Source organism: Glaciecola sp. KUL10, assembly GCF_003203515.1.
In the GTDB taxonomy this organism is placed as follows: domain Bacteria; phylum Pseudomonadota; class Gammaproteobacteria; order Enterobacterales; family Alteromonadaceae; genus Glaciecola.
In genome coordinates this window covers 139,485-159,842 of the sequence record NZ_BGNG01000006.1, presented here as the reverse complement: position 1 = coordinate 159,842, position 20,358 = coordinate 139,485, and the positions used below count along the sequence as shown (strand labels likewise).

16 protein-coding genes are annotated in these 20,358 nt (G+C 41.6%); 3 read left to right on the top strand and 13 right to left on the bottom strand.

The features are described from left to right. Nucleotides 1-30: 30 nt before the first annotated feature. Nucleotides 31-1,431 carry a sodium:proton antiporter NhaD gene (nhaD, locus tag KUL10_RS11860; RefSeq protein WP_110429146.1) on the bottom strand — a complete coding sequence of 467 codons (1,401 nt, stop codon included), beginning with the start codon at nucleotides 1,429-1,431 and terminating at the stop codon, nucleotides 31-33. Nucleotides 1,432-1,626: 195 nt separating this feature from the next. Between nhaD and KUL10_RS11855 the strand changes: the two genes are divergently transcribed. Further along, nucleotides 1,627-2,058, top strand: a complete 432-nt coding sequence (locus tag KUL10_RS11855) for a hypothetical protein (RefSeq protein WP_110429145.1) — start codon at nucleotides 1,627-1,629, stop codon at nucleotides 2,056-2,058. Nucleotides 2,059-2,117: 59 nt separating this feature from the next. Here the strand turns inward: KUL10_RS11855 and KUL10_RS11850 are convergent, their stop codons facing one another. The 5 genes from KUL10_RS11850 to KUL10_RS11825 form a co-directional block, all read right to left on the bottom strand. Continuing rightward, nucleotides 2,118-2,564 (bottom strand): DoxX family protein, encoded by a 447-nt coding sequence (locus KUL10_RS11850; RefSeq protein ID WP_110429144.1) that lies wholly within the window; start codon nucleotides 2,562-2,564, stop codon nucleotides 2,118-2,120. A gap of 363 nt (nucleotides 2,565-2,927) precedes the next feature. Next, nucleotides 2,928-3,980: a CNNM domain-containing protein gene (locus tag KUL10_RS11845; RefSeq protein ID WP_110429143.1), complete on the bottom strand. Its 1,053-nt coding sequence runs from the start codon at nucleotides 3,978-3,980 to the stop codon at nucleotides 2,928-2,930. Between the two features lie 641 nt (nucleotides 3,981-4,621). After that, nucleotides 4,622-4,975 carry a hypothetical protein gene (locus tag KUL10_RS11835; RefSeq protein ID WP_110429141.1) on the bottom strand — a complete coding sequence of 118 codons (354 nt, stop codon included), beginning with the start codon at nucleotides 4,973-4,975 and terminating at the stop codon, nucleotides 4,622-4,624. Nucleotides 4,976-5,128: 153 nt separating this feature from the next. Continuing rightward, nucleotides 5,129-5,974, bottom strand: a complete 846-nt coding sequence (locus KUL10_RS11830) for a hypothetical protein (RefSeq protein WP_110429140.1) — start codon at nucleotides 5,972-5,974, stop codon at nucleotides 5,129-5,131. Then, nucleotides 5,967-6,851: a hypothetical protein gene (locus KUL10_RS11825; protein ID WP_110429139.1), complete on the bottom strand. Its 885-nt coding sequence runs from the start codon at nucleotides 6,849-6,851 to the stop codon at nucleotides 5,967-5,969. The genes KUL10_RS11830 and KUL10_RS11825 overlap by 8 nt, the downstream gene beginning before the upstream one ends. Before the next feature lie 99 nt (nucleotides 6,852-6,950). Here KUL10_RS11825 and KUL10_RS11820 point away from each other — a divergent pair, with 99 nt between their 5' ends. Continuing rightward, entirely contained in the window at nucleotides 6,951-7,742 is a 792-nt protein-coding gene (locus tag KUL10_RS11820) for an ABC transporter substrate-binding protein (protein ID WP_110429138.1), read from the top strand. 165 nt (nucleotides 7,743-7,907) lie between these two features. Here the strand turns inward: KUL10_RS11820 and tuf are convergent, their stop codons facing one another. The 5 genes from tuf to KUL10_RS11795 form a co-directional block, all read right to left on the bottom strand. Then, on the bottom strand, nucleotides 7,908-9,092 hold the full coding sequence (gene tuf / locus KUL10_RS11815) for an elongation factor Tu (RefSeq protein WP_110429137.1): 1,185 nt from the start codon (nucleotides 9,090-9,092) through the stop codon (nucleotides 7,908-7,910). 71 nt (nucleotides 9,093-9,163) lie between these two features. Continuing rightward, entirely contained in the window at nucleotides 9,164-11,266 is a 2,103-nt protein-coding gene (gene fusA, locus KUL10_RS11810; protein WP_110429136.1) for an elongation factor G, read from the bottom strand. Between the two features lie 185 nt (nucleotides 11,267-11,451). After that, on the bottom strand, nucleotides 11,452-11,922 hold the full coding sequence (gene rpsG, locus KUL10_RS11805; RefSeq protein WP_110429135.1) for a 30S ribosomal protein S7: 471 nt from the start codon (nucleotides 11,920-11,922) through the stop codon (nucleotides 11,452-11,454). A gap of 73 nt (nucleotides 11,923-11,995) precedes the next feature. After that, nucleotides 11,996-12,370, bottom strand: a complete 375-nt coding sequence (gene rpsL / locus KUL10_RS11800; protein WP_110429134.1) for a 30S ribosomal protein S12 — start codon at nucleotides 12,368-12,370, stop codon at nucleotides 11,996-11,998. A gap of 367 nt (nucleotides 12,371-12,737) precedes the next feature. Continuing rightward, entirely contained in the window at nucleotides 12,738-13,589 is an 852-nt protein-coding gene (locus KUL10_RS11795) for an alpha/beta fold hydrolase (RefSeq protein ID WP_110429133.1), read from the bottom strand. A 100-nt stretch (nucleotides 13,590-13,689) separates the two neighbouring features. On the opposite strand from KUL10_RS11795, the gene KUL10_RS11790 reads away from it, so the two are divergent. Continuing rightward, nucleotides 13,690-14,019 carry a MerR family transcriptional regulator gene (locus KUL10_RS11790; protein WP_110429132.1) on the top strand — a complete coding sequence of 110 codons (330 nt, stop codon included), beginning with the start codon at nucleotides 13,690-13,692 and terminating at the stop codon, nucleotides 14,017-14,019. 64 nt (nucleotides 14,020-14,083) lie between these two features. On the opposite strand, the gene KUL10_RS11785 is transcribed toward KUL10_RS11790, so the two are convergent. Further along, nucleotides 14,084-15,895: a glycoside hydrolase family 9 protein gene (locus tag KUL10_RS11785; protein WP_199509228.1), complete on the bottom strand. Its 1,812-nt coding sequence runs from the start codon at nucleotides 15,893-15,895 to the stop codon at nucleotides 14,084-14,086. Between the two features lie 196 nt (nucleotides 15,896-16,091). Then, a complete protein-coding gene (gene rpoC, locus KUL10_RS11780; protein ID WP_110429131.1) occupies nucleotides 16,092-20,276 on the bottom strand; it encodes a DNA-directed RNA polymerase subunit beta' in 4,185 nt (1,394 codons plus the stop codon). Nucleotides 20,277-20,358 lie beyond the last annotated feature (82 nt).

Sequence of the window (20,358 nt, the reverse complement as noted above, 5' to 3'; positions counted from 1 at the left end):
TTAGGCCAAAGGATTTATGAACACTTTTGCTTAGCTATTAATTAAAAGGTGTGTTGCAATACTGGCGGCATAACCCAGGCCAATAACAGGTGCCCACTTGAGGTGGCCAAAAAAGGTGTAGTAGCCTCTAGCTTGTCCCATCAACGCCACACCTGCCGCAGAACCTATCGATAACAAACTGCCACCCACGCCAGCAGTTAAAGTAACTAATAACCACTGCATTTGCGACATATCAGGGTTCATCGTGAGTACTGCAAACATCACTGGAATATTATCAACGATAGCAGACAATATGCCGACTAGAATATTTGCGTTAAGTGGCCCTAACTCACCGTACATAAACGATGAAGCGAGTGCCAAGTAGCCCATAAAACCCAATCCTCCTACAGCCAAAATCACACCATAAAAGAAGAACAAGGTGTCCCACTCTGCTTGTGCAATTTTATTAAAGATATCAAATTTACCGTAGCTTCCATGAGGCGTTGAACCAGGGCTTTCATCAGGTTCCTGTTCCCAGTTTTTGCTTTGTAACTTAAGGTGATATGAATAAAGCTTTAGATAAGCAAAGCCCGTCATCATCCCAAAAACAGGAGGAAGGTGAAGAAATAAGTGAAAACTGATTGCAGTGACAATGGTTGCTAAAAACAAAGCGACAATGACCAGACCACCTCGTTTAATCACTAACTTATCATTTTCTTCTATCGCACTTGGGTGCCCTTTGGGAATGGCAAAACTCATGATAAACGCAGGGATAATCGCGTTAACGACAGATGGCACGAATAACTGGAAAAACTCAGCAAATTCGACAATCCCTTTTTGCCACACCATCAAGGTGGTGATATCACCAAATGGACTGAAAGCTCCTCCTGCGTTAGCGCAAACCACAATATTAATACACGCCAAACCGATAAATTTAGGTTGCTCTTTGCCCACGGCCATTACAACTGCGCACATCACCAAAGCGGTTGTAAGGTTATCCGCGATAGGTGAGATAAAGAACGACAAGACACCAGTGAGCCAAAACAATCCGCGATAACTGAGACCTCTTGAAATAAGGACATTGCGCAAGGCATCAAATACCCCTCGCTCTAACATGGCATTGATATACGTCATGGCAACAAGTAGGAAGAAAAATAACTCTGCATATTCTAAGAAGTTGTGTCTGATAGCGTGCTCAGGCGCATTGACATAGTCTGAACCTTGATAAGCGATGGCTATCAACGACCAAATTAGTCCAGCCGCAAGTAAAACGGGTTTAGATTTGCGTAAGTGAATTTGCTCTTCAAACATCACGAAAATATAGGCGATGACAAAGAGCGCAATGGCTAAGTAGCCAAAAATAGAATCGGTCAGATCAATATTAGCTTGGGCAGCTTCACCGGGAAAAGCACACACACCCATCGCTAATAAAACAAATAGCTTAAAAATCATAAAATAGGCCTTGGTGCTTGTAAAATGACGCGAGGAGCATAATTTAACTACAGACAAAGCAAATAAGACCATAGTCGTTAAGTTGTACTTTCAAAATTAAAAATGAATACTTTATGCCGTAAACACTGTATCTATAAGTATATTAGCCTTGTGAATATTGGGCATGTTTCTCGCTTAAGACGGATAAAAACTAACGTGAATGAAAAATTTATAGATCCTAGGCTACAAGCAAAAGAGACGCTTTTTGAGCAACTGCACTTATCAACCTTCGATACGATGAGTTATGCGCATGCGGTGATGCAATCTGTTCAAGAAAATGGTTACGACGTTGAAAGTGAAGATGAAAACTTTCAACAACTACTTCGTGATTTTGAAGTAACATCAAACTTAGTATCACTCGTTGATACGCCTTTGCAAAATTTACATCAGACCACTAGTGTTATTATTTCCGAAAATAAACAGGCGAATGCAAGTATTGCTCAGCTTTGTGCGGCGGCAACCAACACACTTAATCACTGGCGAATACTATGCGAGATCCCTGAGGATTTGCGGGATAACGAAGAAGTGACAGGCCAACTTAAAGCAAATTACTTTCAGCATAAGAAGGCTTGGGAAAGTATGATCTAAGTAAGTAAAATAAAAACGACGCCTCTAAAGCGCCGTTTTTATCAAACATCTTGCTTACTTTATTTAAAACGAGCGTTCAAAATATTATCAATTGAAAGCTTACCTGCTCCTGAGATAGCGGTTGATATGGAAATCACCATTAGTGCTAATCCAAACTCATAACCGTTATTCGACATAAATAAACCATTTGGTAAGTGTACCGCAGCGATCGCCACAACCATGGTGAACGCTAGCACAGTCGACGTGGCACGTGTCAGTAAACCCAGTAATAGGAATAAGCCACCAAAGAACTCTGCACTGCCTGCCATAAGCGCCATAAAGTATCCAGGCTCTAAACCGATAGATGCCATCCACTGACCGGTCCCTTCGAGACCATAGCCACCAAACCAGCCAAAAAGTTTCTGAGCTCCGTGGGCCATAAAAATAATACCAGCTGCAATTCTTAGTGCTAAAGGTGCGAATGATTCGTTAGCGACAAATGCGTGTTGTTGAATTAGTGTTTTCATAATCAGTATCCTCAAATTTGCTAATTAAAAGTATTGGCAGTGATTGCCGTTTCGTTGAGAGACACTTTACTTGAATCTAATGAAATGAAAATCGCTAAAAATAGAGGTTATCTTTCTATTTTTTAGAATAGTCTTGAAGTTGGTAGATTATCTGATAGATATTCTTGAACGCTTATTGTCAATAATATCCCGCCATTCCTTTGAAGAAACACCGTCATTCCTTTGCAGAAAGGAATCTCGTGAATCAGCCTATTGAGTGAGTGATACTAGTGAGGATTGTGATGTTCCAAGGAGATTGCCATTTTTATGGCAATGGCGATGTTTGCATTAGCAATGACTGTAGATTTAAGACAAACAAGGCTATTAAGCCTTGTTTTTATCCAGCATACGTTTTTCGCGACGCTTCCACATCACTTTGGCAAGCTGTTTCATGCTGACGTTAGTATCGCTTTCATCAACAATTTCGATACCCAATAAGCTTTCTAGTAAGTCTTCTAACGTTAGGATGCCTTCTAAACCACCATATTCATCAACTGCTAACAGCATATGTTCACGTGAATTCAAAAAGTGATCGAAAGTACTGGATAATGGCATTGAACTTAGCAATGTGGTCATTGATTTGCTGAATTCAGACACGGGTTTATCGCCAGCATCATTTGCGTTTGCTAACAATAATTCAGACTTCATTACATAACCCGTAATGTTCTCACTGTTACCCGCTTCGAAGATAGGAATTCTTGAAAATTGCGTATCCGCTTTTTCGCTTACAAATTCAGCAACAGTCATTGTTTCAGGAATTGAGTAAACAACTGTACGGTGGGTCATCGCGTCTTTAATGGTGCGCTCATGTAACTGAAGCAAGTTTTTTAGAAAGCGAGACTCTCTTTGCGCGAGTTGACCTTCTTGGCCTGAAAGTTCGGCCATTGCTAATAACTCACTTCGGCTGAGACCTTTGAGTGGGCTCTCTTCGGTAAAGCCACTGGTCATTTTTTGAGACATTTTGACAAAGGGATAAAGCGCTAAGATAAGGTATTTTAAGAAAAATGCAGTAACTGGTGCTAATTGCTTCCAATAGGTGGCCCCTAATGTTTTGGGGATAATTTCTGAAAACACCAAAATCAAGAACGTCAATACAGCAGAAATCAGTCCCAAATATGCATCACCAAAGACACGCGCCGCCTGCGCTCCTGCCCCAGCTGCGCCCATTGTGTGCGCGATTGTATTGAGCGTTAGAATTGCTGATAGGGGCTTATTGATATCACCTGTTAGCTCTGATAACAGCTTACCTGAAGGCTTCTTTTCTTTCTCTAGCAGAGAAATATAAGCTTGAGACACACTGAGTATAACCGCTTCTGCAATAGAACATATAAATGAAAAGCCTAATGCAATGAAGACATAAATAAATAATAAAACCATGAAAGTCTAACTAAGTCCTTTGTTGGACTTAAGTTTAGCACCAAACAGTCGCAGACAGAAAAGTTAAATACAAAAAATAGAAGCTGTGAGTTTAATCGTAAAGTCGAAAAAAGCTAAAACCTTTGAACAAGTAGGTGCAGAGGTCACACTTAGACTATATTCGACTACAACTTTGCTTTAAAAAATAAAAAATAACAAACAACTCCGACAACTGCACTTACTGCAAGCGCCTGTGCATCAATTGGTGGAAAACTCGGAATTAAACTCGGTGAAATAAATTCAGAAATAACAGATGCGTAAAACAATGCTAAACAAAAAACAACTACCCTAGACAACATACTGATTGTTAAAAACATCTCAATCCCTTAGGTGACTCTTATTATTATAAACAGGTTGTCTCGAACTCCCTGTAATGTGCTCCGATAAGTCGTTAAGTCGAGCCTAAAAGACTCATACGGCACTTATCAATCTGTGTATAGTTATACGTAAGTTAGTTGTTTTTTTCAATACCTAGGTATGTTTTCTTAGACCTATAAAAGAAAAAGTCTTACACCTTTGTAGGTTAAAACGTACAAGAATAAGTCAACTTCTGCGTCAAGAAACACATGAAATCTTAGTTATTGGATAAGTTATTAAATTACTTAGGAATTTGCAGAAAGAGCGATAAATAAGACGGGTATAAGCGGAACAATGAAGGCTAACCATATTCCAGTTTGAAATCGTTTTGTGGTAAATGCTCGACGGCTCATCAGATAACCAACCAAAAAAAAGACTGGATAATACAAACTTTTAATAAATGTAGACATCAGAGCATCATGCACATGAGGTTCCGGTTCATATGCCAATAATCGATAAGCAGAGTACAATGCATTACACAATGCAATAAGTGCAATTAGGCCAAAGATTGAATTGATACCGGTATATAGTTGTTGCTTTTTTTTAGGAACCTTTAGCGTCTTCTTTTTTGTCAAATCAATCTGTTTTTGTTTACTCATCTATACCTGCTTGCGATCTCTTATAGATAATTGAAAATACGTGTTTAGCGCTTGCAAAGTTTATGAGATGTAATGAATAACCATAAGCACTTACTCATAGAGAGTATCGGCAAGTATCGTCAATTGCTAATAGACAAAAGGCAAAGGAATATCTTATTTTATAAAGCTAATTACGCCAAATTGATTGATGGTATCAATAAGTTTATCTGACATTGCGTCATTTTCTAAAAAAATTATTTTGCGATTGTATAAACCATGCTTGTCCACTGCATTTGCATAATATTGATAAAAAATATCATCGAACTCTCCACTTTCTAGCAATATTGCTAAACCATCTTCAATATCGGCTTTAAGCTGAGGTTTTAATTTATTCACAAATACAAATAAACCCAAGGGGTACACTAAGGCGAAGGAGCGTTCAACCACAAGTCGTTCGTGTTTAAACCGCGAGAGATCCTCATCTAATTCAAGTAAACCTCTTGGAAGGCAATCAAAACGCTCATTCGCTGCCATTTTAAAAAGGTCAGAAAATATGGGCGTGCTGACAACAAACACTTCATTTTGCAACAATATCGGGGTATCCGCCCAGTGCTGCCCAGATCCCATAGAGATTTTCATTTGCTGAATATCAGATAAGGATTGAATATCAGATAATCGGAGCAAATTATTTGGTGCGGCTAAGCAAACACGAAAACCTAGTAAGCCTTTATCAAGAGGCACATAAATTGGAGCCAAATAGGCTTCTTTTACTGAATCAGCACCCGCAACGAGGATATCAACGCCAGTCTCGTCGATCAAATTAGCAAACGCCCTTCCTTCCTCAATCTCATCTGATCGAACAAAGGTGTATTCCGCATTTTTTGACACTTCAAGTGCTCTAGTGAGCATTGTGTTGATATATTCCGAATCGTAGCTTTTATACCAAACCAAAGCTTCAGTCTCCGCATAAGCATAAGATGAAAGCGTAAAAGCCCAAAAAATATATATTGACCTAATCATCTATTTTGCTCTGCTTATTAAAACTAGCAATGCCGTATTTATTAATCGCATCGAGCGCCTCTGACGAAATATCGGTATTGCGCATCAAAAACATCTTACGGAAATAGAATGAGTGTTTTTGTAATACCTTTTCATAGTGTTTGTTGAACAAGCGAAAAAAAGATTGGTCGCTGACCGCTTTTTTTAAGCCGAATTCTAATGCCATCTGCAGTTGCTTGTTCGACTTGTTGACATAAACAATATCAGCTAGCGGATAAATAAAAGCAATATTTGGTTCAATATCTAGTTCTGAAAAACGAAGTGCATCAGAATCAATTTCGATAAGGCTCCGCGAAAAGCAAGCGTTTCCAACTTTTGACAGCGCGTTAGTAAGCTCAGGAACGTTTTTAAACCCTTCAACATTAAATCCATTTTCTCTGTAGATATGGTTATCTGGCCATGCACTGTTCACAAAAATTGAAATGTTATGTTCTTGAAATTCAATAGCCGTACTCAAGGAATTAAATTGTTCTGAATTCCCATTCTGAATAAGGCAAACTCGAAAACCGAGCAAACCTCTGTCTAGTGGAATATAGATAGGATAAGCTTGTGTCTCCCTATGTGCTTCTACCCCAGACACTATAACGTCCAATGCTTCGGGTGTATTGAGCAACTCAAAGGCTTGGTCTACACTATCTGCAGACACAGTGCTGATGACATATTTACCGTACTTCTCTTCCGCTTTGCTAAGAGCTAGCTCAATAAATTCAAAAGTTGCTGGTAATTGCTCGTTTTTCTCCCATATTTTCAATGTCTTTGGCTGAGCATGAAGGTTAACCGACAAAAAAAATAGCACGGCTGAAAAAAGCGTCAGTACTGTTGTATCCTTACTCAACATCTAACCGTCTTCCCCTGAGTGATTATGCTTACTTTTTGTGCTTTAATGACAATCTAACAGGATTCGAAGAATAACTTAAGTAATTTATAAGGACCGTTCATGCTTATACAAAGCACTCAACGATTGGCCGCCATCTTGATGGCCATATTACTTATCAATGCATGCACAAAGCCTCCAAAACAAGAGATTATCTTAACCGTAGATGATGCCTTTTATCCTTATATGTATTTAGAAGAAGACACACCAAAAGGCTTATACACCGAAATAGTAACTAGGGTCGCTTCACAAATAGTTACCTTTGAGACCAAAGTTGTGGCAAAGCGCTGGAACGAAGCTCTTTCCGATGTAGAAACTGGAACAGCTCACGGTCTGGTTGGCACTTATAAACTTACGGAAAAGAGACCTTGGCTCACTCACTATAGCGAACCAATCTTTGAAGAAGAAATCGTGTTTATTTGCGCCGCTAAGCACCGTGGCACTAAATTTGAGGTGTTTCCACGTGACTTTGCAAATATGCTCATCGTTAATATCGCAGACTATGATGGTTGGTTGAATTACAACCCAAGAAATAAAGACTTTACAGATGTTGTTAATTTCTTTGAAGCCCCTAATATCGAGACAGCATTTAAAATGACTGCTCAGGGAAACGTTGACTGCGCTATCTTTGAACGGATGTCTTATAACTACATGCTAAATAAACATACCAACACAGCAAAAGATAGCAGTTCAATGCCATACGTTGCAATGTCCTTTAAAAAAGACAATGCATTCGTTGGTTTCAATTCAGAGTCAAAAGATGCACAAGTTATTTCGGCGTACAAAAAGCAATTTGATGCCACTTTACAAAAGATGCGAAAAAACGGAGAGCTGGACGATTTAATTCCCGAATAAGAAAATGGCTTACGCAGTGCGGGGTGGATGTTTTTAAATCGCGTTGTTCCAAGGAGGTTCCCGCATGCGCGGGAATGACTATTCTTCGTAGCTTATAGTGATTACTGTACAAACAAAAACGGCGCTCATAGAGCGCCGTTTTTTTATTCGTCTGTAAGACAGTGATTAAGCGATGATTTTCGCTACAACACCTGCACCTACTGTACGACCACCTTCACGGATTGCGAAGCGTAAACCTTCGTCCATCGCGATTGGGGCAATCAATTCAACTTTGAATTTCAAGTTGTCACCAGGCATAACCATTTCTACGCCTTCTGGTAACTCTACCGCACCTGTTACGTCAGTTGTACGGAAGTAGAACTGTGGACGATAGCCTTTGAAGAATGGAGTATGACGGCCACCTTCGTCTTTGCTTAGTACGTATACTTCAGCTTCAAACTGTGTGTGTGGGTTGATTGAACCAGGCTTAGCCAATACTTGACCACGCTCTACTTCTTCACGCTTAGTACCACGTAGTAGTACACCAACGTTCTCGCCCGCACGGCCTTCGTCTAGAAGCTTACGGAACATTTCAACACCTGTACAAGTCGTCTTAGTTGTATCTTTGATACCAACGATTTCTACTTCTTCACCTACTTTAACAATACCTTGCTCAACACGGCCTGTTACAACAGTACCACGACCTGAAATTGAGAATACATCTTCAATTGGTAGGATGAATGGCTTGTCGATGTCACGCTCTGGCTCTGGGATGTATGAATCTAATGCTTCGCCTAGCTCAACAATCTTAGCTTCCCATTCTGCTTCGCCTTCTAGGGCTTTAAGTGCAGAACCTTGGATAACTGGCAAGTCATCACCTGGGAATTCATATTCTGTTAATAGCTCACGAACTTCCATTTCTACTAATTCTAGTAGTTCTTCGTCGTCAACCATGTCACATTTGTTCATGAATACGATCATGTAAGGAATACCAACTTGGCGACCTAACAAGATGTGCTCACGTGTTTGTGGCATAGGGCCGTCAGTTGCCGCAACAACTAAGATACCGCCGTCCATTTGCGCAGCACCCGTGATCATGTTTTTAACGTAATCGGCGTGGCCTGGGCAGTCAACGTGTGCATAGTGACGAGTCGGAGTATCGTACTCAACGTGAGACGTTGCGATTGTGATACCACGCTCACGCTCTTCTGGAGCGTTATCGATTTGGTCGAATGCTTGAGCTGCGCCACCGTATGTCTTTGCCAGTACAGTAGTGATCGCTGCAGTTAGGGTTGTTTTACCGTGGTCAACGTGACCGATAGTACCAACGTTGACGTGCGGTTTCGTACGTTCAAACTTCTCTTTTGCCATTTTTCTCGCTTCCTAAGTATAGTATTCAACCAATATTGGTGAATTGAACTCTAAGTTAATAAATAAATTGTTTACATACGGACATCGATAATAGCTTTCGCAACGTTGCTCGGTGCCTCAGCATATTTATCGAATTCCATTGAGTATGACGCACGACCCTGCGTTGCTGAACGCAAATCGGTGGCATATCCAAACATTTCTGAAAGTGGTACTTTAGCACGCACAATCTTGATGCCTGCCACGCCCTCTTCCATACCTTCAATCATTCCACGACGACGGTTAAGGTCACCTACAACATCACCCATCCAATCTTCGGGAGTTGTTACTTCAACCTTCATAGTGGGTTCAAGTAACACAGGATTAGCTTCTGCCATCCCTTTCTTAAGACCCATTGAAGCGGCAATTTTAAACGCCATTTCAGAAGAGTCAACATCGTGGTATGAACCATCGAATAAAGTTACCTTTACGTCGAGCACAGGATAGCCTGCTAGCACGCCGTTAAGCATTTGTTCTTCAAGCCCTTTATCTACTGCAGGGATGAATTCTTTGGGCACAGCACCGCCCACAATTTCGTTCACAAATTCGTAGCCTGCGCCTTCTTCGTTAGGCTCTACCTTCAAGCAAACATGCCCATATTGGCCTTTGCCACCCGATTGACGCACAAATTTGCCTTCGGCTTCAACAGCCGAGCGAATCGTTTCGCGATAAGAAACCTGAGGATTACCCACGTTGCACGCAACATTAAATTCTCGCTTCATGCGATCCACGATAATATCTAAATGTAGCTCACCCATACCAGAAATAATCGTTTGTCCAGACTCTTCATCGGTCTTGACGCGGAACGAAGGATCTTCGGCAGCCAATTTAGACAACGCCAATGCCATTTTATCTTGATCAGCGGCAGATTTAGCCTCTACTGCGATTGAAATAACCGGCTCTGGGAAGTCCATTTTCTCAAGCGTTATAATATGTTTGGGGTCACATAAGGTTTCACCTGTAGTGACATCTTTCATGCCGATAGCAGCTGCAATATCGCCTGCACGGACTTCCTTTAATTCTTCGCGGTCATTGGCATGCATTTGCACAATGCGTCCAATGCGCTCTTTTTTACCTTTGATCGGATTATAAACTGTATCGCCAGTTTTGATCACACCCGAGTAACAACGGAAAAAGGTTAAGGTTCCTACGAACGGGTCAGTGGCTATTTTAAACGCCAAGGCAGCAAAGGGCGCGTTGTCGTCTGCTTCGCGAGTATCTTCAGTTTCGTTTTTGTCATCTAAAATCCCCTTAATCGCAGGGACTTCAGTTGGTGCAGGCAAGTATTCTATTACTGCGTCTAGTACCGCTTGTACACCTTTGTTTTTGAACGCTGAGCCACAAGTTGCTAACACAATTTCGTTATTAAGTGTGCGAGTTCTCAAGCCAAGCTTGATTTCGTCTTCGCTTAACTCTTCACCACCAAGGTATTTATCCATTAGTTCTTCATTAGCTTCAGCTGCAGCTTCAACTAATTCAGTTCTCAGTTCTTCAGCTCTATCTAATAGTTCAGTTGGAATTTCTTCGTATGTAAATGTAGCGCCTTTATCCGCTTCATTCCAATTTATCGATTTCATTTTGATAAGATCAATAACACCTTTGAATTCTTCTTCTGCACCGATATTCAGATGAATCGGGACACAAGTGGCACCCAATCGATTTTCGATTTGGTTAACTACTCGTTCAAAATCTGCGCCTGCGCGATCCATTTTATTCACGAACACCAAACGCGGCACATGATACTTATCAGCTTGACGCCATACAGTCTCTGACTGTGGTTCTACACCAGACGAACCACAAAAGACTACAACCGCGCCGTCTAGTACACGCAATGAACGCTCTACCTCAATGGTAAAATCCACGTGCCCTGGCGTATCGATAATATTGATTCGGTGTTGATCGAACTGCTGTTGCATACCTTGCCAAAAGCAGGTAGTCGCAGCTGAGGTAATTGTAATACCGCGTTCTTGTTCTTGCTCCATCCAATCCATAGTAGCAGCACCGTCATGTACTTCCCCAATTTTGTGGGAAATTCCGGTGTAGAACAAAACTCGCTCAGTTGTTGTGGTTTTACCCGCGTCAACGTGAGCAACAATACCAATATTGCGATATCGTTCGATAGGAGTATTACGTGGCATTTTTTTCTCTTTTAAGTGTTTAAAAAAATACAATCAGTTACTGTTTATTAAACACTGCTTTTGTTTCACAGGTTTGACTAAACATATTTTTTTAAGCATATTTTTACGTGTTTAAAATGTACAAATGGCGACGCATGAATCATCATGCATCACCACTTAGATCTTAAGTCAAAAGACTTAATTGACTACCAACGGTAATGAGCAAATGCTTTGTTAGCTTCTGCCATACGGTGAACGTCTTCACGTTTCTTAACCGCACTACCTTTGTTGTCTTGTGCATCCATCATTTCAGCTGCAAGTCTTGCTGCCATTGATTTCTCACCACGCTTACGTGCAGCTTCAACCATCCAACGCATACCTAGCGCGTTACGACGAACTGGACGAACTTCTACTGGTACTTGGTACGTAGAACCACCAACACGACGAGATTTAACCTCGACTGTAGGGCGGATGTTCTCTAGTGCATCTTCAAACACGTCTAAATGTGGTTTGCCGGTTTTATCAGCAACAATATCAAGCGCACCGTAAACGATTTTTTCAGCGGTGGACTTCTTGCCGTCGAGCATTACGACATTCATGAACTTTGCAAGTAACTGCGATCCGAACTTAGGATCTGGTAGGATTTTACGTTGACCTACGACTCTTCTTCTTGGCATCTTAATTCTCCGTGGAATTCAGGTATAACCCAAAACTCAAATTAAATAGTTTGGCCTTACTAACGGAGAACCGTTAAGACTTAGGCCTTTTAGCGCCGTACTTAGAACGGGCCTGTTTACGATCGCTAACACCTGAACAATCAAGCGTTCCACGAACTGTGTGATAACGTACACCTGGTAAATCTTTAACACGACCACCACGGATTAATACCACGCTGTGCTCTTGTAAGTTGTGACCTTCACCACCGATGTATGAAGACACTTCAAAACCATTTGTAAGGCGAACACGACATACTTTACGTAGTGCAGAGTTCGGCTTCTTTGGAGTGGTTGTATATACGCGAGTACATACACCACGTCGTTGTGGGCAAGCTTGTAAAGCAGCTACGTTAGATTTCTCTACCGGCTTCTTACGTGGCTTACGCACTAACTGGTTAACTGTTGCCATTAACTAGCTCCTGATTAAAAAGAAAAAACTCGCATTTAATTTAGTTAAATTAAACTACACGAGTGTTATTACAAACTGATTTCAGTTTGTTGCTCTGTTTACCCAAATCTTGCTTATTTTTTGCGTGTTATTTCAAACACTTAAAAACGGAAGGTAAAACAAACTTTGTTTACATTTCGACCAATAGCAAATTTGGGTCGCGGAATGTTATAGATCAATGCTTGTGATGTCAAGCGACACAAGTGCTTGGAGCAAGAGTCAATAGAGAATTTATCGCGAAAAAACCCTGCAAATTGCGATTTTTTAGTGACCCATTAGTAGCGATGTTTCATTTGAAACAACCAAAAGTAATGAGTCCAAAGCAAGGTTAAGATAACTCATTATTAAACAGTGTTAGCATATCATCCCAAATCAAGGTCGCATTTTTTGAAAAATAGCCCATATGATCAATGCTTTTGAGCTTGTAGTTTTCTGGAATAATATCTTTCACTTGAAGTTTTGCCGATGAATAGCCTTTAAAAAAAGCATCTCTTGAACTTGGTTGTGCCCATTTATCGTCCAAAGCATTAACTGCAACTAAGCGATTCTTGAATCGGGCGAATAGACCTGCTACCTCAGGCATAGTTGGGTCATCAAAAAAGTAATGCGGGTATTTACACCAATGCTTCCATTGCTTATAAACGCCTAATGGGAGGTCTTCTCCCATATTTAACCTACTCCATGCCATAAAACCATATAGCCGAACCAATATTGGTGCCAAAAAATGCCACATAACATTCACTTTTATACGCTCTAGTGTTGGCATCCAACCAGACCAACCTGAACCAACTCCACATACATAAGCGGCTTTGATTTCTTCGATATTTGGCAATAGACCAAGTGCATGTCCGCCGTAGGAATGACCGACTAGAAACGAAGGTAAGTTGTATTGCTTTGTATGTTCGACCAATGCTGCTAAATCTTGTTTTGCCCAGTCTAAATAATCCACTTCGAAGCTCTTGAGACTGTCTGGTGCTGAATCGCCGATACCACGATAGTCAAGGGTAAATACGTTGAAACCATTATTGTTTAAATAGTCTGCAAAATGGCGATAGAAACGCTGAGCGACGCCTGTTGCACCAGCAACGATGACGTTTGCTTTGGCATCCTGGACTAAATATTCACATATGGAGATTTTATGTTGGTCTTGAGTAAAGATTTGTATTTTATTTTTTTGCATATAATCAAGGCTTCGATGTTCAAAACATTTAGTCGAAGTATAAACTGTAGAGTACACTCCATAGTCAAGCCTTTTTGGTCATATTTGGGAAAAACTGCTAATGAGAGCGCAACAAATCGCAGACAAAGCATGTGTTACGAAAGATACGCTACGTTACTATGAAAAGATCGGCCTGATAAGCACACCGGAGCGGACAGCAAAACACTATCGTGTATACACTCAGAAACATCTGAAGGAGCTAAAGTTTATCAAGTATGCAAAATCGGTAGGATTTGAATTAGAAATGATAAAACAAGCGATTCCTCATCTAAGTGCGCCTAACCCAAACTGCCCGCTTCTCAAAGAGGCAGTGCAACACCAGCTTATCGCAATAGACCGTAAAATTGAAGACCTAAAACTTGCAAAACAAAATCTTTTAAAAATGATTTAAAAAGCGGCTAGCACGTTCGTGAGTAGCCTCTTTATTCGCATAGATTATTTTGAGTTAGCTTGCTTTATTGATTATTGTGAAGCGCAGCCAGTATGTAAACCATAGGCGCATTCCAATTTATCGTAACCTCGTTAGTAGAATAACTGCACCAGTCATCCAAATAGCTTCTAGCTGGCAGAGAGGAAGGGTAACTACAACCGTCTTGCTGACCTGAATGTGGTCCCCCAACAACAAAACCAGGAACTGGCGCTGGGATTGAATCTGAGAAAGATTGACGATGATGCGGATCTTCAGGAGATAAGACACCAAAACCAGTCACAAAAGAATAATCCGTTGGATTTCTTCCCAAAACATAATCCACAAGATTAGTCGATGTATTCTTATACTTGTTATCACCCGTTAATCGATATGCATTGAGTGTCAGTAACGCTTTATTTAATGCACCAGAGTTACTTCCCCAATTAAAATCAGTATCTGTCATTGCAACGAGATACGCGGAATTGGCGTCTTGTTCTACTATCTGATCAGATAGAGAAATGATTGAATCGCGAAGAGACGTAACCTGAGCACTGCTAAGTATGCCCTCTGGTGCACTCAATAAACTTAGGTAGCCTAATGCCGCAGTCTCAAACCAATTGGGAATACTTATTCCAACCACAGGCGCCATTGCATCGTCGAATACTTGAGATAAGTAGTCTGTGTTATTAGTAAGTAAAAACAATTCAACAGCAGCCCAAAAACGTTCGTCTTCAAATTTGCTGTCACCATATTCGCCCGTGCTTACATCACTCGGTTGTTGGTAGGCGATATTAGGATTTGCTTGAGCCCATTGCCAAGCAAATTCAGCTGCGCTTCGATATGCTTGCGCATCGGTTTGATGCTCGGGGAATGCTGAATAAATACGACTGGCCATAGCCATAACCGCAGCGAAGTTTAGGGTTGCGGCAGTACCTTTTTGCACGACATAACGCGTTGCAGTAGCTTGATGCGGCATAACGGTCCCTGAGAAACCTAGTGTCGTTAATTTATGATAGACACCTCCATCATTAGGGTCTTGCATCGACGCCATCCAATCTAGATTCCACTTTATTTCATCAAGAATATCAGGTGTGGAATTGCTAGATTCGGGAATGTTTAAACCAGTTGTTGCGTAAAAGTCAGCATGGTGCTGGTATGCAAGCATCAGTGTATAAGTAGAGATACCGCTATTAACGACATATTTATTATAGTCTCCTGCATCGTACCAACCTTTTGGAGCGCTAATTATAGTGCCTGCGGGACGGATCTCATCTGCTGCAGAGGTATGAACTAACACTTCAGTGTCAGGGTGTCCTTCTGGGCGGTGCCACTCTCCAGCATATTCAGCAATGAGCTCAATACTAGCGCGATTAAAGTAGTAGGCTTTTAGTACAGCGTTGTGGATGTTAAGAAACGCGTTTGATTCTACGGTAAAGCTTGCATCATTTTCGATGCCATCTACAGATATAGCATAGTTTCCTGGCTCGGTGACTGAAGAGAAATCAGTAATCGCGACATGTGTTTGAGAGACCGTCCACTCATTAAATTCGCCTAAGCTTCCCGTCAATACAACTGAATTATCAGCTTGATTGATTATAGAGAATTCAGTTGCTTCAGTTTCAGGAACCGCAGCGTACTTGACTGAACCAGGTAAAAAGCCAATTTGATTGAGCTTGATAAGCGCTTGATTGTTAACTGGATCTGGTGTTGGAGGTGTTGTGGGCGTGGGTGTTGGCGTGGGTGTTGGCGTGGGTGTTGGCGTTGCGGCTTCACCACCACCGCCACCGCAAGCTGCGATACTCATGGCGCCAGAAAAAACAATTACTATAGGCAAAAGTCTATAACTTTGCTGTTGCATAAATAAAGCTCGTTTGTAGATTGTTAATTTATGCTTCTTATAACAGCTATGTAAGCGCTTCCTCAATAGTTTTTTTTTACATTCTATTCACTTTTTTTATCGGACATTGGGTATAACAATGATAAGTTAGTAAATAATCGGACAAAAAAAAGGGCCAGATTAATGGCCCTTATGTTTTTTGACAGTCTATAACGACTTAGTCGTCATCACCCGCATTCAAGGCGTCTGTTAATGCTTGTGCAGCATCATCAGCGGCCATTGACGGCTCTGCTACTGGCTCTAGCTCAGCAGCTTTGCGCGCAGCGCGTTTTTGATGATAAGCGAAACCAGTTCCTGCTGGGATTAGGCGACCAACGATAACGTTTTCTTTAAGACCACGTAAATCATCTTCTTTACCTTGTACCGCAGCTTCGGTTAGTACGCGAGTTGTTTCTTGGAACGATGCAGCTGAGATAAACGACTCAGTTGATAGTGAGGCTTTAGTAATACCTAGCAGTTGTGTTTCGTAACCTGCTGGTACTTTGCCTTGACGCTCCATTTCACGGTTAGCGATCTTAACTTGTGAAACTTCTAATTGCTCACCAGCCAGGAATTGAGTATCACCTGCGTGAGTAATAATACACTTACGCAACATTTGGCGAATGACCACTTCGATGTGCTTATCGTTAATTTTTACACCTTGTAGGCGGTAAACTTCTTGTACTTCGTTAACAATGTAGTTTGCAACGGCACTGATACCACGTAGACGTAAGATGTCGTGTGGAGACTCAGGACCATCGGCAATAACTTCACCTTTTTCAACTGATTCACCTTCAAACACGTTAAGTTGACGCCACTTAGGAATCATCTCTTCGTAGGTTTCACCGTTGTTTACTGAGTTATCTTTAGGGGTAATAGTAAGACGCTTCTTACCTTTGGTTTCTTTACCGAAACCAATCACACCCGAGATTTCAGCAAGGATAGCTGGCTCTTTAGGCTTACGTGCTTCAAACAAGTCGGCTACGCGTGGTAGACCACCCGTGATATCACGAGTTTTAGACGATTCTTGTGGAATACGTGCTAATACGTCACCTTCTTTTGCGACCATGCCGTCTGTAGCTTCAATCGTTGTAAAACTTGGCAGACGAATCTCTTGTAGACCAGTCTCTTCGTTTTCAAGAATTAGCTTAGGCTCTTTTGCATTTGCTTTAGCTAGGTCTTTAACAACGATACGCGTTAGGCCTGTTAACTCGTCTTGTTGCATCTCTGTGTTTGAGTCATCAACATCCGCAAAGCTGATTTTTGATGTACGCTCTGTCACGATTGGGTGACTATGCGGGTCCCAGTTAGCAACTACATCGCCAGCGTTAATTTGTGCGCCTTCATCAACCGTTAATACCGCACCGTAAGGTACTTTATAACGCTCTTTTTCACGACCTTGGTCATCGATCATCGTCAACTCGGTTGAACGAGAAATGATCACGACTTTGTCATCTGAATTGCGAACAAATTTAGCGTTAGAGAACTTCAGTGTACCTGTTGTTTTCACTTGAACGCTGTTTTCTGCTGAGGCTCTTGATGCCGCACCACCGATGTGGAAGGTACGCATCGTTAACTGTGTACCTGGTTCACCGATTGATTGAGCAGCGATTACACCCACAGATTCACCAGAACCTACCATGTGTCCACGCGCTAGGTCACGACCGTAACACTTAGCACAAACACCGAAGTCATTGTCACAAGTGATTACTGAACGAACCATCATTTGGTCAACTGAGTTAGCTTCAAGCATGTCTACTAAACCTTCGTCTAGTAGCGTATTACGCTCAACTAATACTTCGTTAGTACCTGGCTTCAATACATCTTCTGCGACAACACGACCGAGTACACGTTCGCGCAATGCTTCAACAACGTCGCCACCTTCGATAAGTGGTGTCATTTTAACACCTTCGAATGTGCCACAATCATCGTTGTTGATAACCAAATCTTGTGCAACGTCAACTAGACGACGAGTTAGATAACCCGAGTTAGCTGTTTTAAGTGCAGTATCGGCCAAACCTTTACGAGCACCGTGAGTTGAAATAAAGTACTGAAGTACGTTTAGACCTTCACGGAAGTTTGCGGTAATAGGTGTTTCAATGATTGAACCGTCTGGTTTTGCCATCAAGCCACGCATACCTGCTAACTGACGAATTTGAGCTGGGCTACCACGAGCACCAGAGTCGGCCATCATGTAAACAGAGTTAAATGATTGCTGATCTTCGTCCTCACCGTCACGGTTTTTAACCGTTTCTGTTTTGAGGTTGTCCATCATGGCCTTAGCAACTTCTTCGTTGGCATTTGACCAGATATCAATAACTTTGTTGTAACGCTCACCAGCCGTTACTAGACCAGACTGGAATTGTTCTTGAATTTCGACCACTTCTGCTTCTGCTGCGTCAATAATTTCTTTCTTCGCATCAGGAATAACCATATCGTCGATACCAACGGACGCACCTGCGATCATCGCATAGTGGAAACCGGTATACATGATTTGGTCAGCCGCGATAACAGTGTCTTTAAGACCTAATACACGGTAACAAGTGTTCAATAGTTGTGAGATTTGCTTTTTACCCATCGCCTTATTGATGATTTCAAAAGGCAGACCTTCTGGCAAAATCAACGAGAAAATAGCACGACCAACAGTTGTGTCAGTTAATGTAACTTTTTCAACTTTAGAGCCGTCTTCAGCGACGTCAAATTCTGTGATACGTACTTTTACGCGAGCATGAAGCTCTGCGTTGCCCGTGCGATAGGCTTTTTCAGCTTCGTGTGGGCTAGTAAATACCATGCCTTCGCCCAGACCATTTACACGTTCACGTGTTAAATAGTAAAGACCTAATACAACGTCCTGTGAAGGAACGATGATAGGCTCACCATTTGCTGGAGAAAGAATGTTGTTTGTTGACATCATTAACGCGCGAGACTCTAACTGAGCTTCGATAGTTAATGGTACGTGAACCGCCATTTGGTCACCATCGAAGTCAGCGTTATACGCCGCACATACTAATGGGTGCAATTGAATAGCTTTACCTTCAATCAGGGTTGGTTCGAACGCTTGGATACCTAGTCTGTGAAGAGTCGGTGCACGGTTAAGTAACACTGGATGTTCGCGAATGACTTCGTCAAGCACGTCCCATACTTCCGGCGCTTCTCTTTCAACTAATTTCTTAGCCGCTTTAATTGTCGTTGCAAGACCGCGACCTTCTAGCTTTCCGTAGATAAACGGCTTGAATAATTCAAGTGCCATTTTCTTAGGAAGACCACACTGATGTAAACGCAGTGTAGGACCAACGGTAATTACAGAACGGCCTGAATAGTCAACACGCTTACCAAGTAAGTTTTGACGGAAACGACCTTGCTTACCTTTGATCATGTCAGCAAGTGACTTCAAAGGACGCTTGTTTGAACCTGTGATTGCACGACCGCGACGACCATTGTCTAACAAGGCATCGACCGCTTCTTGCAGCATACGCTTTTCGTTGCGTACGATAATATCTGGAGCCGCAAGATCTAGAAGACGTTTAAGACGGTTGTTACGGTTGATAACGCGACGATACAAATCGTTCAAATCAGACGTTGCAAAACGGCCGCCATCTAGTGGTACTAGTGGACGTAGTTCTGGTGGTAGTACTGGTAATACGGTTAAAATCATCCACTCAGGTGAATTACCTGATTGTTGGAAAGATTCTAGTAACTTCAAACGCTTAGTGATTTTCTTACGCTTGGTTTCAGAGTTGATAGTTGGTAACTCTTCACGCATTGCAACTACGTCAGCGTCAACATCTAGTGCTTTAAGCAATTCAAATACTGCTTCAGCACCCATTTTTGCTTCAAACTCGTCGCCGTGCTCTTCCAAAGAATCTAAGTATTCTTCTTCAGTTAATAGCTGTGAACGCTCTAGTGTTGTTAGACCAGGCTCTGTCACTACGTATGATTCAAAGTAAAGTACACGTTCGATATCACGAAGCGTCATGTCTAACATCAAACCGATTCTTGACGGTAATGATTTTAAGAACCAGATGTGTGCAACAGGGCTTGCTAGTTCGATATGACCCATGCGCTCACGACGCACTTTAGTCAGGGTAACTTCAACGCCACATTTTTCGCAGATAACACCGCGATGCTTCAAGCGCTTGTACTTACCACATAAACATTCGTAGTCTTTAACAGGGCCGAAAATACGGGCACAAAAAAGACCATCGCGCTCAGGCTTGAACGTACGATAGTTAATTGTTTCAGGCTTTTTAACCTCACCAAAAGACCATGATCGGATCATGTCTGGTGATGCAAGACCGATTTTGATGTTATCAAATTCTTCAGTCTTGTTTTGTTGTTTAATAAACTTTAATAAGTCTTTCACATTTCTCTCCCAACGGAGTCTTTGTCACGACTCTGTTGCATTATCCTTAGTGGATACAGCAACAGAGCCAACCTGTTTGCTT